Consider the following 14,180-nt stretch of genomic DNA (forward strand, 5'->3'; position numbering starts at 1 on the left):
GATGGATCGAGGACTATAATGAAATCCATCCACATTCCGCGCTCAAGATGGCTTCCCCTCGGCAGTTCATCAGGGCTAAATCAAACTAGCCGACCTGTCCGGTGAAATGGGGAGCACTCCAGTTGGTCAATGACCGCGATGAACCATACGCCCTGACCAAGGCTCGGCGCATTGGAAGCAATGCAGCTAAAGTCGTTGACACGCTCGCGTCCTGACCGTCGCAGCACAGAAGCCAGTGCTTACCGCAAGCTCTACAAGACATCCCGCTGGCAACGCTTACGTGAGCGGCAACTGACCGCGCATCCATTGTGCGTCTACTGCCTGCAGCAAGAGGATGTCACGCCTGCCACGGTATGTGACCACGTCCGGCCACATAGGGGCGACGAAACGCTGTTCTTTGATCCCGATAACCTTCAAAGCCTCTGCGCTCCCTGCCATGACCGCATCAAACAGCGTGAAGAGCTCGGCCAAGATGTCATTCGGTTCGGACCGGACGGGTGGCCGATAGCATAACCATGCAATTCTCGACCTCTTGCATGGTTCAGGCGGGTGAGCTTCGGCTCCCCGCCTCTTTCATATGAGGTCGGCAAGGAGTCGAGACCTTGGATCTATTTGGAAATTGCATCTCCGCCCCATTAGCGGACAACGATAACCGCCCTGATTATTCGAGGCTTGGTAGGTATGCAGAGTTTCTGGTTTGCGCTGATATCACCAAGAATGGATACCACGCTATTCATTCAGATACGTCTGGGTTCGACGTCCTTATGATAGCAGGCCACAAGACGTATCGAATTCAGGTTAAATCATCATCTATCATTAGGCGCCAACGCGCTGAATGGAGATGCAGGATATCCGTGGACCGACGCGGCGGCAACGCTAGCCGGAAGCGTGAGGTTGATCGGCGTGATGCCGATATACTGGCTCTCTTCCACAATGACTTGGAAACTATCGTTTATCTGCCGGTTTTGCCTGGGTGCGGGCATGTGAAGCTGCCTGTCAGGTATTTGAAGGAAGCAAAAACGATAGAAACCCTTCAGAGCGCCATATCAGTTATGGACGGAACGCCAGTTCACTATATCCCCGAAGGTATCCCGGCATAGACGGGGGGATCAAAAAGCGCCCAAGTCCGCAGTCACAGGACCAGCGGGGACCGACAGCGCACGCATCTGCAATTCAAAACATGACCCCATAAGGATTTCATTCCATGGCAAAGCCGAGAAATCCCCTCGGCAAAGCAAAGGTCGAGGGTCGCGACAAAATCAATGCCGGGCGGTACAAAAACCGCGCAGACCCAGCCGCAAACGGCCCGCTTGGCGCTCCTCCCGTCTGGTTGAAGGATAGCGCCGATATCAAGGCGAAGTCGGCCTGGAAGCTTTTCGCCAAAGAGCTGCCGTGGCTGAATGAATCGCATCGAACACTGGTCGGTATGGCCTCGACTATTCAGGGACGCATCATGGCCGGGCAGGAGGTAGGCGTGCAGGCGATGAATTTGCTTCGCCAGATGCTTGGCCAGATGGGCGCTACGCCTGCCGATGCCTCGAAGGTGGCAACGCCCGACGAGGGCGAAGAAAAGGATGATCTGCTTGACTGATAGACCTGCGCTTGAGCGTGTGAGCGCTTATGCGCGATCTGTCATTGATGGCAGAGAAGTTGCTGGCCCTCACGTTCGCAATGCTTGTCGCCGCCATTTCGACGATCTCGAACACGGGCACGAGCGCGGGCTGTACTGGGACGACGATGCTGCTGATCGCGTGTTTCGGTTCTTCGAAGGGCGGCTGAAGCTTTCTGAAGGCCAGTTTGAAGGCAAGCCGTTCAAGTTGCATGCCTCGCAGGCTTTCAAGCTTGGTTCGCTCTTCGGTTGGAAACGGGCCGACGGTTCGCGGCGCTTTCGTCGCGCCTACATCGAGGAAGGCAAGGGCAACGGTAAGTCGCCGTTTGCTGGCGGTGTCGGTCTATACGGTCTGATCGCGGACAAGGAGGCTGGCGCGCAGATTTATGCTGCGGCTGCCAAGAAGGAGCAGGCGGGAATTCTCTTCCAGGATGCCGTTAAAATGGTTCGCGCCGCTCCGGCACTGGTCGAACGGTTGAAGTTCAGCGGCGGTATCGGGCGCGAGTTCAACATTGCGCATCACAAGTCGCAATCTTTCTTTCGCCCGATCTCGAAGGATTCCGGCAAGTCTGGCTCTGGTCCGCGACCGCATTTTGCGCTCTGCGACGAGGTGCATGAGCATCCCGACCGCTCGACGATGGAAATGCTTGAGCGCGGCTTTAAGTTTCGTCGTCAGCCGCTGCTGCTGATGATTACGAACTCGGGCAGCGACCGAAACAGCATTTGCTGGGAAGAGCACGAGCATGCGGTCAAGGTTGCAGCAGGGACACAGACGCCGGATGAGGATTTTACCTATGTCGGCGAGGTGATCGACGACACGACATTTTCCTATGTCTGCGCGCTGGACAAGGGCGACGATCCGCTCAAGGACGAAACCTGCTGGAAGAAGGCTAACCCGCTTCTCGGCGTTATCCTGACACAGGAATATCTGGCCGGTGTTGTCGCGCAGGCAAAGCAAATGCCGGGCAAGCTGAACGGCATTCTGCGCCTGCATTTCTGCTGCTGGACCGATGCCGACAAGGCATGGATGCCACGCGAGACCGTCGAAAGCGTAATGGACGATTTCGATCCTGAAGTCGAACACGCTGACAAACCCGTTTTCATGGGCGTAGACCTGTCCGGTAGCAAGGACATGACCGTGCTTGCATGCGTCGTGCCTACTGGATTCAAGGAAATGGAGCGCGAGGATGGATCTACCGTCAATCTGCCGACGTTTGATGCGTGGGTTGAGGCTTGGACGCCAGCCGATACGCTGGAAGCGCGAGAACAGGCTGACAAGGCGCCATATGCGCTTTGGGTAAAGCAGGGCTGGTTGAATGCCCCGCCCGGCAAGCGAATTCGATATGACTTCGTAGCCTCTCGGGTCCAGCAACTCGATCAAGCGTTCGATATCAAGGCCATCGCCTACGACCGATATGCCTACGACAAGTTCCGCGAGGAAGTCGAAGCGCTCGGGTTGGACATTGAACATGTCGCACACCCGCAGGGCGGTAAGGTTCGGGCACGTCCCGAGCCAGCAAAGGTAGAAGCGGCGAAAGCTGCTGGCTTACCGCCGCCGCAAGGCTTGTGGATGCCGGGATCGGTTCTGGCACTCGAAGACATGATTATCGACGGTCGCATTCGCATGCGGCGCAATCCGGTACTTATGACCGCCCTGATGGGCGCCACCTTCGATCATGACCCGCAAGACAACCGATGGTTCGTGAAGACGAAGGCGTCAGTGCGCATCGACGCTGCTGTCGCTTTGGCAATGGCGGTTGGTGTGGCGATGGACGGCGCGGTTATGCCGAAAGAGTCCGTCTACAAGAAACGCGGCATCCGAATGGCCGGCTAATCGGAACAAGGAAAGATATGGGTATTTTAGACCTGTTCCGGTCCAAACCGGAGGCAGCGCCTTCGGTCGCGCCGAAACGAGCGCCGCGAGCTGACTGGCAATATTTCGACGGCTTGGATGATCCAAGGCTAGCCGCCTTTCTTGGTGGCGGTGCAGAAACCGCGAGCGGCATGGCGGTGACGCCCAAGGCTGCTCTGTTCAACACAACAGTTTTTCGCTGTGTCGACCTCATCTCGGGCAGTATCGGGATGCTGCCTTTCTACCTAATGCACAAGGACGGGAAGGGGCGACTTCACCCAGCCGATGATCATTCTCTGTTTGATGTACTTCTTACGCAACCGAATAACTGGCAGACGGCGTATGAATTCCGTCGGCAGCTGCAGTCACATGCACTGACCTACGGCAATGCTTTCGCTCGTATTGTTCGAAACGGCAAACGTGTGGTGGCTTTGCAGCCCCTGCACCCAACCAATGTCACCGTCGAGCAGAAAGACGACCTGACCGTCATCTACAAAGTCGTCTTGAAGGGTGGTCGATATGTCGAGCTGCCCCAGTCGGAGGTTTTCCATCTCCGCGATATGACGGACGATGGCGTTGTCGGACTTTCTCGCGTCCAACAGGCAAAAGAGGCCATCGGCCTAGCCATGCAGACCGAAAAAGCCGCGGCTCGCCTATTTAAGAACGGTACGATGGTCGGCGGCGCGCTCACGCACCCAGGTAAACTCGGTGACCCGGAGTTCGAAAACCTCGACACCAGTCTCAAAGAAAAGTTCTCTGGCGCGGAGAACGCGCACAAATGGCTGATCTTGGAAGAAGGCATGAAGGCCGAGCCGTTTTCTCAGACGGCAAGAGATAGCCAGCAGATCGAGACAAGAAATCATCAAATTGAGGAAGTTGCACGTGCTTTTGGAGTGCCGCGACCTCTGTTGATGATGGACGACACGTCTTGGGGCAGCGGTATTGAAACCCTTGGCCAGCTTTTCGTTCGTTATGGACTGGCGCCGTGGTTCACCGCTTGGGAACAGGCGGTTTCTCGGTGCCTGCTGACCCGAGAAGAGCGTCGATCGTATCAGGCTGACTTCGATGAGCGCGAATTGCTGCGCGGTTCGATTAAAGATCAGGCCGAATTCCTCGCGAAAGCCTTGGGTTCCGGTGGATCTAGACCGTGGATGTCACAGAATGAAGCCCGCGATTATGTGGGCTTGAGCCAGAGCGACGATCCAGACGCGGACAGCCTCAAAAATCCAATGACGCAGCCAGAAACTGGCCGCCCTCCTTCAGGAACGCGTAATGAGCCTTAACAGAACGCCGGTTGCAGCCGTTGCGCGACCTAAGTCGTATCAGTGGGATGTGCCTCTCTCCGCCTTGGAGCGGTGGGAGAGTGCTCCCCAAGCGGCAGAAGCAGACGATCCGAACACTATTTCGATCTTTGACGTGATCGGTGAAGATTATTGGAGCGGGGGCGGGTTTACGGCCAAGCGAGCCGCCGCCGCGCTTCGATCTATCGGGAAAAACCCGGTCACCGTGAACGTGAATTCGCCGGGCGGCGACATGTTCGAGGGATTGGCGATTTACAATCTCCTCGCAAGCCATCCCGGCGAGGTCACTGTCAATGTGATGGGTTATGCGGCGTCTGCGGCATCAATCATCGCGATGGCTGGCGACAGGGTGATCATGTCTACCGGTTCGATGATGATGATCCACCGAGCCTGGGGCCTTGCTGTCGGCAATACGCACGATTTTACCGACGCTGCGACACTGTTTCAGTCCTTCGATAGTTCAATGGCGGATATTTACGCCGCCCGAACCGGACTGGCGCAAGACGTCGTACTTTCTCTATTGGATGGCCCGTCAAAGGCGTCGGACGGCACTTGGCTATCTGCCGACGAGGCCATTGAAAAGGGATTTGCGGACGAGAAGGGCGCTGGAATCGGCAAGCCCGACGCAAAAGCTGAACTTCCCGCACATATCGCAGCAATGCGCCGGATTGACCGGGCGCTAGCTGCAGCAGGTGAGACGCGGCGCTCGCGTACTCAACTTCTCCATGAAATTCGAGGCGAGCGTGATGCCGCCGAGAACGCCAAGCGCGATGCTGGCGAGGACACGACAAGCGAAGCCGCCATTCGTGCGGCACTTTCCAGCAATTTATCAATTCTCAGGAGGTAGTCCGAATGGACGCTACCGAAATTAAAGCTCTTATCGAAGAGCAGGGCCGCGCATTTGAAGCGTTCAAGGCAGAACACAGCGCTGCGCTCAATGACGTAAAGAAGGGCACGGAAGATGTCGTTCGAACCGAAAAGGTTGATCGCATCAATGCCACTGTCAGCGATCTTCAGGCGGCTCTCGACGAGCAGGCCCAGAAGCTCGCTGCTTTGCAGACGGCAGGTGCGTCGCACCCGGCTCGCGACATCAAGAACGCCGAATACACCAAGGCGTTTGACCGCTTCTTCCGCAAAGGCGATGAGGCAAGCATCGACGCATTCATTCAGGCCAACCCACAGGCCGCGATGAGCGTCGCCGTTCCAGAAGATGGCGGCTATACGGCGCCGACCGAATGGGACCGCACCATCACCGACAAGCTGAAGATCGTTTCTCCGATGCGCGGTATCGCTTCGGTCATTCAGATTTCTGGTAATGGCTTCTCCAAGCTCTACAACGACCGCGCTACGGCTTCGGGCTGGGTAGGTGAAGCCGCTGAGCGTCCTGAAACCCCGGCTGCAAAGTTCGCCGAGGTGAAGTTCAACACCGGCGAAATCTACGCGAATCCTGCGGCAACGCAGCGCCTGCTGGACGATTCCGAAATCAATCTCGAAAACTGGCTTGCCGGTGAAGTCGAGACCGAGTTCGCCTATCAGGAAGGCATTGCGTTCGTTTCCGGAAATGGCACCGACAAGCCCAAGGGTCTGCTGACCTATACGGCGGCGAATTCGCACCCGTGGGGCGCAATCCCGACGGTGAATAGCGGTGACGCAGCTGGTCTCACGACCGATGGCCTTATTGATCTGGTCTATGACCTGCCTAGCGAGCGCACCCCGAATGCGCGTTTTGCAATGAACCGCAAGACGCAGGGCGCTATCCGTAAGCTGAAGGACGGTCAGGGCAATTACATCTGGCAGCCGGGTCTGGTTCTGGGCCAGCCAGCAACGGTCCTTGGCTTCCCGGTCAGCGAGCTTGCTGCAATGCCGGACATCGCCGCTGACGCCATCCCGGTTGTCTTCGGTGATTTCCAGCGCGGCTATCTGGTGGTTGACCGCATGGGTATTCGCATCCTTCGCGATCCGTACACCAACAAGCCTTTCGTGCAGTTCTACACCACGAAGCGCGTTGGCGGCGGCGTGACTGATCCGACGGCCCTGCGTTACCATAAGATCGCAACGGCACCGACGCCTTAACCAATACATAACAGGGCGCCTCCGGGCGCCCTTCATATAGGAGGCGCTGATGGAAGTGCGTGTTTCAAAGGCATTCAGGGCGGTGTCTGAAGGTGAGGTTTATCCCCGCCAGTTCGAAGTTGGCGAAACTGTGAAGGGTCGCATGGCTGAGGTGGCTCGAACGCTGGGTTGCGTCGCAGATGAGCCTGCCAAGCGGAAGGGCTTTGAACGTGGCGGTGGATCTTGACCGACTGAAGCGGCATCTTCGAATTCAATTCGATGATGAGGATGCAGAGCTTGAAGGTTATTTGTCCGCCGCTCAAGGGTCGGCTCTGCGATATATGAACCGCGACACGGTGCCGACAGGGGCTGAAGCCGAAGTGGATGCGGCCGTGCTGCTTATTGCTGGCGATCTTTACGAAAACCGCGAGCGACAATCGACTGCCGAGCTGTTCGAAAACCGGTCGGCGCGCTGGCTGCTTGATCCGTACAGGCTGTTGAGGGTGTAGTGCCGTTCATCGCAAGTTCATGCATAATCCTTCAGGATGCGTCTTGAAAGGAGTATGCAGAATGAAGCTTGTTAAGGGACTTATTGCTGGGGTTCTGGGCGTCGGGCTGCTGATCGGGGCAGGTGCTGCGCAAGCTGCACCAACAATCAACGTTGCAAAGCCGGACATTAGCTCCAATGTTGAGCAGGTCCGGGATCATCGTGGACATCATTCGCGGAAACACTGGAAGAAGCGGCATTACTATAAGCGCCATCATTGGCGCTCGCACCACCGCCATTACCGTGGGCCACGGTGGCATTCACACCGCTATTACCGACATGACGGCTGGCGTAATCACCATCGTCACCACTATCGCGGTGGGTATTACATCAGAAGAGGGTACTGATTTTAGGGCGCTACGGCGCCCTTTTCTTACGGAGTAATCAATGCCCTGGCTCCACTTCACAGCCACCTACGACTTCATTCCAAAGCCTGCGGTAACGATCCGCTACCCGGCGGGCTACGTCGGGCTAGTGACCACACCTTGCGCTAATCGCGCTGTTGCCGCTGGCAAAGCCGAGCGACTTCCAACCCCTACGAAAGACGAGGCCGAAGCATGGCGAAGCGCGCAGGCGCCGGCAGCCTGAACTGCCGTTTGACATTTCAGGTCAGGCAGGAAGTGGATGACGGTTTCGGCGGAACACGCGGCGAATGGGTTGACCAGTTTACCGTGCCCGGAAGGCTGGAACCGCGATACGGCAGCAATTCCGAAAGCGTCATGGCCGCACGAATGCAGTCCATGCAGCCGTACAATCTGACCATCCGCGGCAGCACCGCGGCAAGGCAGATAACGGCATCGTGGCGGGCATACGACGCACGGGCGTGGAAGACAGGGGACAAGCCGAACCGGGTTTTCGGTATCAAGACGGTTGTAAATCCCGACGAGCGCGGGCAGTACGTTGAGATGCTAGCGATTGAAGGCGAGGAAACGTGATGGCGGTTAAGATAAAAGGTCTGGACCGCCTGCAGATAAAGCTCAAGAAATTCCCGGAAGTTGCTGAAACACTTGTCAAAGCCGCTATGGAGCAAGGCGCGCAGGACATCGTCAACATGATGCAAAACTTGGTTCCCGTCGATGACGGTGAATTGATGGAAAGCATTGGGTGGACGTGGGGCCAAGCGCCCAAGTACAGCCAGCGCATTGGCAGTGTTAAGTCGAATGACGGCAAGCTGACAATCACGATTTACGCCGGCAATTCAAGGGTCCGGTACGCGCATCTGGTCGAATTCGGCAGCGCGCCACACGTGAACGGCGGCATGTTCCCCGGAACATTCAACCCTGGGTCAAAGGCGCAACCCTTCTTTTACGTCTCATGGCGAGCTAAGCGGCGAAGTGCACGGTCCCGAGTGTCGCGCGCAATCACCAAGGCAGCCAAACAGATCGCGGCGGACCGCTAATGGACCCGGTTTTAGAACTTCAGGGCGCAATTATTCAGCGATTGCGCAGCTTTCCCGCGCTTGTCTCGCTGATTGGTCAGCGCAGCTACGATAACCCGCCGACGAATGACCAAGGGCAAGTCTCACCCTCGATCTTTCCGTATGTCAGCATCGGCGCGTCGAGCGCTCAGCAGGCAAACGCCGACTGCATTTTCGCTGACGATATCATTTTCCAACTGGATGTCTGGTCGATTGAGCCAGCCAAAAAGCAGATGCGCGACATCGCAAACGCAGTGCGTCTCGCAACACGAGGGTGGGAGCCTGCTTTGGCATCTAATGCCCTCGTGACATTCGACTACTGGCGAACTGACTACATACAGGACGGCGCGATCAATCATGCGTCGATCCGTTACACGGCGATCATCGAGCAGCCCTAGGGCCTCCACGCCGACCACCCCAAAAATCTATCTATAGACCGCCTTCTGGGTGGTCTTTTTCGTATGGAGGCCGCAATGGCTCAAGCTACGACGATCAAAGGCGGCAAGGTCCGCGTTAAGATCGGCAATGACGCATCGCCGATTGTTTACACTGCGCCGTGCGGCTTCACGCAGAAGTCGATCACACTTTCGAAAAACCTCAATGAAGTTTCAATTCCCGATTGTGAAGACCCCGACAAGGTCGACTGGATCGGTCGTGACGCCGCATCGCTCTCAATGAGTATCAGCGGCGAGGGTGTCTTGGCTTCCGAATCCGTGGAAACGTGGCTGGATGCTTGGGAGAGCATCGATTCTGTACCGGTACAGGTTGAGATTGTTTTCCCAGCCAAGACCTACACGTATACCGGCAAGATGCACGTCGAAAACCTTGAAATCGGCGCCAACAATGGAGAGCGCGCGACGAACAACGTTTCGCTGCAGTCCGACGGCGAGATGGTCCGCACTTCGGCGGCGACGGCCCCGTAATGAGCAGGGACGCGAAAGTTGAACTCGACTGGGCGGATGGTACTTATACCTTTCGCCTAGGTTGGGGTGAATTGGAAGCCTTGCAGGAGGCTTGCGACGCCGGCCCCTGGGTCATTCTGGAGCGGTTATTCACCAAACAGTGCCGCGTCGGCGATATTGCTCATGTTATCCGGCAGGGTCTGATTGGTGGAGGCTTGGAACCGACTGCCGCCACGAAACTCGTGCGAACCTACATCGAAAAGCGCCCGCCTGCCGAGAATATCGTCTTCGCGACCATCATCCTGCAGGCTGGCATTCAAGGCGTTCCGGAGGAGCCCGTGGGGGAGCAAGCCGCGGCAAATCGGACGGAGAACAGCTTGACAGTCTCCCCAACGGAAAAGTCAGATTTGCCGCGGTCTACGGCAACGGCGCGGCGCTCGGCTTTACCCCGCAAGAAGTAAGGCAAATGTCCATGTGGCAGTTCATGGCTGCCGTCGATGGTTACGTCAAAGCCAACTCGACCGACGATGGCGGGCTGAGCCAGGCGGAAAAAGACGAGCTTTGGGAGTGGGTGAGCGAGGGGTAGGGTTGCTTTCTAGTAGCAACCCAACTGTGTCGCTTCAGCCTGCGCCTGAGCGCGTTCAGCTTCCAGTATTCCAGCATAGTTGGCCCGGCTAAGCAGTTGTTGGCATCTTAGTTCTTTGTTCGCCGTGTCCGATGCCTGATTGCTGGCGCAACCGGACAAAGCCAACATTGCTACGCAAACTGTAGTTATCGCTTTCATAGATATTCCTCCTCGCAAAGGAGTATGGCTCGTGTCGGCATGATTGGTAAAGTGACGCCGCAAATCTACTTAAACGGATTCAGCGACTTTGCGCCTTTGGCCTTCGGATCGATGGTCAAAGTATATGTGCCGCCCGGCAACTTGTACGGCGCACATCGTTGTAAGGCCCGGTTGAGCGATTCCACGCCAGCCTTTCCAATCCCGTCTTTCGGGAACTCTTTGGCAGTCACATCCGACAAATCCCCATCTTTATCCAGTTCGACAGAGAGAACAATCTTGCTTGCCAATTTCAAAGAAGCAGGCGGGTTCCAGCACTCCAGAGCGGCCCGCGCGAACGCATCGTTCTGCTCATTAGCCTGCGCGGGAATTGCCATAACGGCGGCAGCAATCACCAAAAAACATACTCTCATGGAGCCTCCCCACCATGGCCACTAACCTTGAATCTCTTGTCGTCCAATTTTCAGCCGATTTCAAGAAGCTAGAGAACGCGATCAATCGGCAGCGTGGGCAATTCACGCGCCAGTTGGGCCAGATGGAGAAGTCAGCAAACGCAAGCGTGCAGCGCATAAATGCGGCGCTTGGCAATATCGGCAAGGGTACGATGCGAGATCTCGCCGCTCCCCTAACCGGCATTACTGCAGCTTTGGGTACGCGCGAGTTGATGCAGTATGCGGACGCGTGGACACAGGCGGGAAACCTCATTCGTGCGTCCGCGACCGCAGCGGGTGTTGGTGCTTGGTCGTTGAATGATTTGAAGGACGGGGCGAATGAAGCACGCACCAGTCTGGAGACGTATACAGAGCTTTATGCTCGTCTGATCAGATCTGCGTCTGGAGTTGCTAAGTCAGAAGAAGAGATCGCGCTCGCCACAAATCTAGTCGCCAAGGCGATGAAGGCCGGCGGCGCGTCAGCACAAGAACAACAAGCCTCGCTTATCCAGCTTGGTCAGGCACTAGGCTCGGGCGTGCTGCAGGGTGACGAACTCCGGTCATTGCGTGAAAACGCGCCAGTCATTGCGAAGGCAATCGCTGACGAATTTAAGGTTTCTATCGCCGGGCTTAAGAAGCTAGGTGAAGAGGGAAAACTTACTTCCGATCGTGTATTCAAGGCCATTCTGAACGCGCAGAAGCCAATTGAAGCGCAGTTCAAGGCAACGAACGCGACAATTGCAGACGCCTTCACTCAGCTCAACAATGAATTCACGGCCTATATCGGCAACGCCGACAAATCGGCGGGCGCAAGTGCGCAGTTGGTTCACGCGCTGCAGTATGTTGCTGACAACTTCAAAGAAATTGCCGACGTCGTTGCAGCGTTTGCAACGGTACTGATTACCGCCTTCACTGGACGGGCGATTGCTGGCGTCGTTGTCGGGGTTGGTCAGGCTGTCGTCGCACTCGGTTCTTTTCTGACCGCGCTGCGCACCGGAACCAGTGTTGTTGCTGCGTTCAGCGCGTCTCTCGGCCCGATAGGGCTTCTGGCCGGTGCCGCGGCCGGAGCGGTTTATTTGCTCTATAACAACATGTCGTCGGGCGACCGGGCGGCGAAGGCGTTTAGTTCTGCGATAAACTCGAACGAGGAGGCGCTGAAAAGTGCGGCTTCGGCGTCGAAGGCATATCAAGCTGAGCTGGTAAAGCAGATCAGCCTGCAACTTGAGACAGCGCGAGCAACCGCTACTACGGCAGATGCCGCATTTGACAAATTGCTTATTAAAATGCAGGCCCTTCGTGAATGGGGGCTGGAATTTTCGCCGCTAGAATCCTGGGCCGCGGTCGCTAAAAAGGAAGCTCAGGCTGCGGATGATGCTGCTTATAGGTTAGAAAAACAGCATAAACGAGCTCAAGAAATCCTCGCCTCAACCCCATCGGGCTACGGCGGCGGTATCGCAACGACACCAGACGATAAGAAAAAGGGTCGAACGAAGAAAACTCCCGCCGAGCGTTTCGACAGCGACATTCAACGTATCGCCGACCGCACAGCCGCCCTTGTCGCAGAGACCGAAGCACAGCGCCAGATCAACCCGCTGATCAACGACTATGGCTATGCCATGGAGAAGGCGCGTACTGAGCAGGAACTGCTCAATGCGGCGCAAAAGGCGGGCGTGGCGCTAACGCCCGAACTGCGGGCGCAGATTGCCCAGACTGCAGACCAGTGGGCATTAGCTAGCGCAGAGGCTAATAAGCTTGCGGAGGCGCAGAACCGGATCAAGGAAACCGCTGAAGATATGGCGGCCTTCCAGAAGGATCTAGTTAGCGGGATTGCTGATGACTTTCTAAACGGCGCAAAGTCAGCTGAGATTTTCGCGAACGCTCTTGGCCGCATTGCACAAAAGCTAATCGATATCGGCCTTGCGAATATCTTCGATACGGACAAAGGCGGCTTCGATTTATTCGGTGTACTGGGTGGCATCTTCCGTAAAAACGGTGGTCCGGTAAAGCGCGCAGGCGGTGGCATTGTTCGCGGTCCTGGCGGGCCACGTGGCGACAAAATCCCGGCGATGCTGAGCGACGAGGAATTCGTCGTTAATGCGGCCGCGACAAAGCGCAACCGTGCTTTGCTGGAAGCCATCAACAGCGGGCGTGTTATCGGATTGAAGGACGGCGGCTCACCTTTACGCGCGCCATCCATGCCGATCCTGCGCTCATCTGCTGCGTCGCAGCAGGCCCAAGCCGGCATTGCCGATGTTCGTGTCTTTGTGGATCGCGACGGCAACTGGCAGGCCGAGGTCGAACGCATCTCGCAGCGCAACGTCAAGCAGGGGCTGGCTTCCTACGATAAGTCGGGTGCCGTCCGGACCGCGCGCGATCTGCGGCAGGTAAATTCAAGAGGGATGGTAAAGTAATGGCTGAACTTCTTCCTGTCGGCCTTCGTTATCAGCCAACTTTCCCGGTGCTGAATCGCCCGGTCTCTATGTCTCAGTATGGGGATCGGGCGATATCGGCGATTGAAAATGGCGACCCGTTCTGGACGTGGACGGCGAAAATAAAAGCGATGACGAACGCGCAGCGCCAGAGGCTCGAGGCCTTCATCGATCGGTGCCGCGGCGGTCAGGTGACGGTGCACTATACCCCCAAGCATGTTTGCATTCCTCAAGCCTACTGGGGCGACGCAAGCAACCCGGCGATTGGCGGTACGGCTTCACTGGGCGCGATCAACGGCAATACACTTACGTTAAACGGGGCCGCAGTGGGGTTGAAGCTGACGAACGGCGACTTGGTGGGCTTCACGATTGGCGACTACAACTTTATCGCCCGCATCGTTGCCGACGCCACAGCGGCTAGCACGAGCGTGCAGGTGAAAGTTGAGCCCTTTCTGCCGTCATACATCACTGTCGGCGCGACGGTGCGATTCAAAGACCCTGTTATGAATATGCGGCTCATGCCGCGGACATGGGAAATTGGCGAAGGCAAGTTTCCCGATGCGTCTTTTCAGCTCATTGAGGTGCCGAGATAGGCAGATCACCGCTGTCGCCGAGCGCGAATAGCACGAATCCAGGTGTTGTTGAACATAATGGCCCCGATGGCCAACGCGACGGCACCCATGGCGATCATGCCGATAGCCACGCCTTGGTCTCCGAACTGCTGATATAACCAGCCCGTTTTTTCTACTGCCTGGGCAGGGTTTCCAAGGCGAAGAACGCCTTGGATCAAGGCGCCAAAACCGACAATCAACATGCAAACGCTTCTAATCATGCCGGCCAGTTATCAGTTGGGCGCGGT

19 protein-coding genes are annotated in these 14,180 nt (G+C 56.7%); 17 read left to right on the forward strand and 2 right to left on the reverse strand.

Annotated features, from left to right (window positions below):
* Window positions 1-180: 180 nt before the first annotated feature.
* From ACS5UA_RS07405 to ACS5UA_RS07475, 15 genes are all read left to right on the forward strand, one after another.
* Complete coding sequence (locus ACS5UA_RS07405) at window positions 181-513, forward strand: HNH endonuclease (protein ID WP_350303246.1); 333 nt, start codon at window positions 181-183, stop codon at window positions 511-513.
* 691 nt (window positions 514-1,204) lie between these two features.
* A complete protein-coding gene (locus tag ACS5UA_RS07410; RefSeq protein WP_368649786.1) occupies window positions 1,205-1,591 on the forward strand; it encodes a hypothetical protein in 387 nt (128 codons plus the stop codon).
* On the forward strand, window positions 1,584-3,443 hold the full coding sequence (locus ACS5UA_RS07415; RefSeq protein ID WP_368649787.1) for a terminase large subunit: 1,860 nt from the start codon (window positions 1,584-1,586) through the stop codon (window positions 3,441-3,443). Before ACS5UA_RS07410 ends, ACS5UA_RS07415 begins: the two co-directional genes overlap by 8 nt.
* Window positions 3,444-3,460: 17 nt before the next feature.
* Entirely contained in the window at window positions 3,461-4,744 is a 1,284-nt protein-coding gene (locus tag ACS5UA_RS07420; RefSeq protein ID WP_313709196.1) for a phage portal protein, read from the forward strand.
* Complete coding sequence (locus tag ACS5UA_RS07425) at window positions 4,734-5,609, forward strand: head maturation protease, ClpP-related (RefSeq protein ID WP_122003554.1); 876 nt, start codon at window positions 4,734-4,736, stop codon at window positions 5,607-5,609. Before ACS5UA_RS07420 ends, ACS5UA_RS07425 begins: the two co-directional genes overlap by 11 nt.
* Before the next feature lie 5 nt (window positions 5,610-5,614).
* Window positions 5,615-6,835 carry a phage major capsid protein gene (locus ACS5UA_RS07430; protein ID WP_122003555.1) on the forward strand — a complete coding sequence of 407 codons (1,221 nt, stop codon included), beginning with the start codon at window positions 5,615-5,617 and terminating at the stop codon, window positions 6,833-6,835.
* A 49-nt stretch (window positions 6,836-6,884) separates the two neighbouring features.
* Entirely contained in the window at window positions 6,885-7,061 is a 177-nt protein-coding gene (locus tag ACS5UA_RS07435; protein WP_162997412.1) for a hypothetical protein, read from the forward strand.
* Window positions 7,015-7,323: a head-tail connector protein gene (locus tag ACS5UA_RS07440; RefSeq protein WP_122003556.1), complete on the forward strand. Its 309-nt coding sequence runs from the start codon at window positions 7,015-7,017 to the stop codon at window positions 7,321-7,323. Before ACS5UA_RS07435 ends, ACS5UA_RS07440 begins: the two co-directional genes overlap by 47 nt.
* A gap of 61 nt (window positions 7,324-7,384) precedes the next feature.
* Window positions 7,385-7,708, forward strand: coding sequence for a hypothetical protein (locus ACS5UA_RS07445; protein WP_162997414.1), 324 nt, complete (start codon window positions 7,385-7,387; stop codon window positions 7,706-7,708).
* 40 nt (window positions 7,709-7,748) lie between these two features.
* Window positions 7,749-7,949, forward strand: coding sequence for a hypothetical protein (locus ACS5UA_RS07450; protein WP_368649788.1), 201 nt, complete (start codon window positions 7,749-7,751; stop codon window positions 7,947-7,949).
* A complete protein-coding gene (locus ACS5UA_RS07455; RefSeq protein ID WP_368649789.1) occupies window positions 7,919-8,296 on the forward strand; it encodes a head-tail adaptor protein in 378 nt (125 codons plus the stop codon). The genes ACS5UA_RS07450 and ACS5UA_RS07455 overlap by 31 nt, the downstream gene beginning before the upstream one ends.
* Window positions 8,296-8,760 (forward strand): HK97 gp10 family phage protein, encoded by a 465-nt coding sequence (locus ACS5UA_RS07460; protein WP_368649790.1) that lies wholly within the window; start codon window positions 8,296-8,298, stop codon window positions 8,758-8,760. Before ACS5UA_RS07455 ends, ACS5UA_RS07460 begins: the two co-directional genes overlap by 1 nt.
* Window positions 8,760-9,176 carry a DUF3168 domain-containing protein gene (locus ACS5UA_RS07465; RefSeq protein ID WP_100652363.1) on the forward strand — a complete coding sequence of 139 codons (417 nt, stop codon included), beginning with the start codon at window positions 8,760-8,762 and terminating at the stop codon, window positions 9,174-9,176. Before ACS5UA_RS07460 ends, ACS5UA_RS07465 begins: the two co-directional genes overlap by 1 nt.
* A 75-nt stretch (window positions 9,177-9,251) precedes the next feature.
* Window positions 9,252-9,701, forward strand: coding sequence for a phage tail tube protein (locus tag ACS5UA_RS07470; protein ID WP_266076930.1), 450 nt, complete (start codon window positions 9,252-9,254; stop codon window positions 9,699-9,701).
* Entirely contained in the window at window positions 9,701-10,141 is a 441-nt protein-coding gene (locus tag ACS5UA_RS07475; protein WP_443101244.1) for a gene transfer agent family protein, read from the forward strand. The genes ACS5UA_RS07470 and ACS5UA_RS07475 overlap by 1 nt, the downstream gene beginning before the upstream one ends.
* A gap of 388 nt (window positions 10,142-10,529) precedes the next feature.
* Here the strand turns inward: ACS5UA_RS07475 and ACS5UA_RS07480 are convergent, their stop codons facing one another.
* Window positions 10,530-10,874: a hypothetical protein gene (locus tag ACS5UA_RS07480; RefSeq protein ID WP_350303252.1), complete on the reverse strand. Its 345-nt coding sequence runs from the start codon at window positions 10,872-10,874 to the stop codon at window positions 10,530-10,532.
* A 14-nt stretch (window positions 10,875-10,888) separates the two neighbouring features.
* Between ACS5UA_RS07480 and ACS5UA_RS07485 the strand changes: the two genes are divergently transcribed.
* Together ACS5UA_RS07485 and ACS5UA_RS07490 are read left to right on the forward strand one after the other, a co-directional pair.
* A complete protein-coding gene (locus ACS5UA_RS07485; RefSeq protein WP_443101245.1) occupies window positions 10,889-13,303 on the forward strand; it encodes a tape measure protein in 2,415 nt (804 codons plus the stop codon).
* On the forward strand, window positions 13,303-13,914 hold the full coding sequence (locus tag ACS5UA_RS07490) for a hypothetical protein (protein WP_122003565.1): 612 nt from the start codon (window positions 13,303-13,305) through the stop codon (window positions 13,912-13,914). Before ACS5UA_RS07485 ends, ACS5UA_RS07490 begins: the two co-directional genes overlap by 1 nt.
* Window positions 13,915-13,919: 5 nt before the next feature.
* Here the strand turns inward: ACS5UA_RS07490 and ACS5UA_RS07495 are convergent, their stop codons facing one another.
* On the reverse strand, window positions 13,920-14,135 hold the full coding sequence (locus ACS5UA_RS07495; protein ID WP_113341752.1) for a hypothetical protein: 216 nt from the start codon (window positions 14,133-14,135) through the stop codon (window positions 13,920-13,922).
* Window positions 14,136-14,180 lie beyond the last annotated feature (45 nt).

This window comes from Brucella sp. RRSP16 (assembly GCF_052246815.1).
Taxonomy (GTDB): domain Bacteria; phylum Pseudomonadota; class Alphaproteobacteria; order Rhizobiales; family Rhizobiaceae; genus Brucella; species Brucella intermedia.

Excerpts from the sequence above, each read along its gene's own strand:
- ACS5UA_RS07440 (WP_122003556.1), top strand. The coding sequence starts at position 7,015 with ATGAGCCTGCCAAGCGGAAGGGCTTTGAACGTGGCGGTGGATCTTGAC.
- ACS5UA_RS07430 (WP_122003555.1), top strand. The coding sequence starts at position 5,615 with ATGGACGCTACCGAAATTAAAGCTCTTATCGAAGAGCAGGGCCGCGCA.
- ACS5UA_RS07490 (WP_122003565.1), top strand. The coding sequence starts at position 13,303 with ATGGCTGAACTTCTTCCTGTCGGCCTTCGTTATCAGCCAACTTTCCCG.
- ACS5UA_RS07405 (WP_350303246.1), top strand. The coding sequence starts at position 181 with ATGCAGCTAAAGTCGTTGACACGCTCGCGTCCTGACCGTCGCAGCACA.
- ACS5UA_RS07480 (WP_350303252.1), bottom strand. The coding sequence starts at position 10,874 with ATGAGAGTATGTTTTTTGGTGATTGCTGCCGCCGTTATGGCAATTCCC.
- ACS5UA_RS07455 (WP_368649789.1), top strand. The coding sequence starts at position 7,919 with ATGGCGAAGCGCGCAGGCGCCGGCAGCCTGAACTGCCGTTTGACATTT.
- ACS5UA_RS07460 (WP_368649790.1), top strand. The coding sequence starts at position 8,296 with ATGGCGGTTAAGATAAAAGGTCTGGACCGCCTGCAGATAAAGCTCAAG.
- ACS5UA_RS07425 (WP_122003554.1), top strand. The coding sequence starts at position 4,734 with ATGAGCCTTAACAGAACGCCGGTTGCAGCCGTTGCGCGACCTAAGTCG.
- ACS5UA_RS07485 (WP_443101245.1), top strand. The coding sequence starts at position 10,889 with ATGGCCACTAACCTTGAATCTCTTGTCGTCCAATTTTCAGCCGATTTC.
- ACS5UA_RS07420 (WP_313709196.1), top strand. The coding sequence starts at position 3,461 with ATGGGTATTTTAGACCTGTTCCGGTCCAAACCGGAGGCAGCGCCTTCG.
- ACS5UA_RS07410 (WP_368649786.1), top strand. The coding sequence starts at position 1,205 with ATGGCAAAGCCGAGAAATCCCCTCGGCAAAGCAAAGGTCGAGGGTCGC.
- ACS5UA_RS07495 (WP_113341752.1), bottom strand. The coding sequence starts at position 14,135 with ATGTTGATTGTCGGTTTTGGCGCCTTGATCCAAGGCGTTCTTCGCCTT.
- ACS5UA_RS07445 (WP_162997414.1), top strand. The coding sequence starts at position 7,385 with ATGAAGCTTGTTAAGGGACTTATTGCTGGGGTTCTGGGCGTCGGGCTG.
- ACS5UA_RS07475 (WP_443101244.1), top strand. The coding sequence starts at position 9,701 with ATGAGCAGGGACGCGAAAGTTGAACTCGACTGGGCGGATGGTACTTAT.
- ACS5UA_RS07435 (WP_162997412.1), top strand. The coding sequence starts at position 6,885 with ATGGAAGTGCGTGTTTCAAAGGCATTCAGGGCGGTGTCTGAAGGTGAG.
- ACS5UA_RS07470 (WP_266076930.1), top strand. The coding sequence starts at position 9,252 with ATGGCTCAAGCTACGACGATCAAAGGCGGCAAGGTCCGCGTTAAGATC.
- ACS5UA_RS07465 (WP_100652363.1), top strand. The coding sequence starts at position 8,760 with ATGGACCCGGTTTTAGAACTTCAGGGCGCAATTATTCAGCGATTGCGC.
- ACS5UA_RS07450 (WP_368649788.1), top strand. The coding sequence starts at position 7,749 with ATGCCCTGGCTCCACTTCACAGCCACCTACGACTTCATTCCAAAGCCT.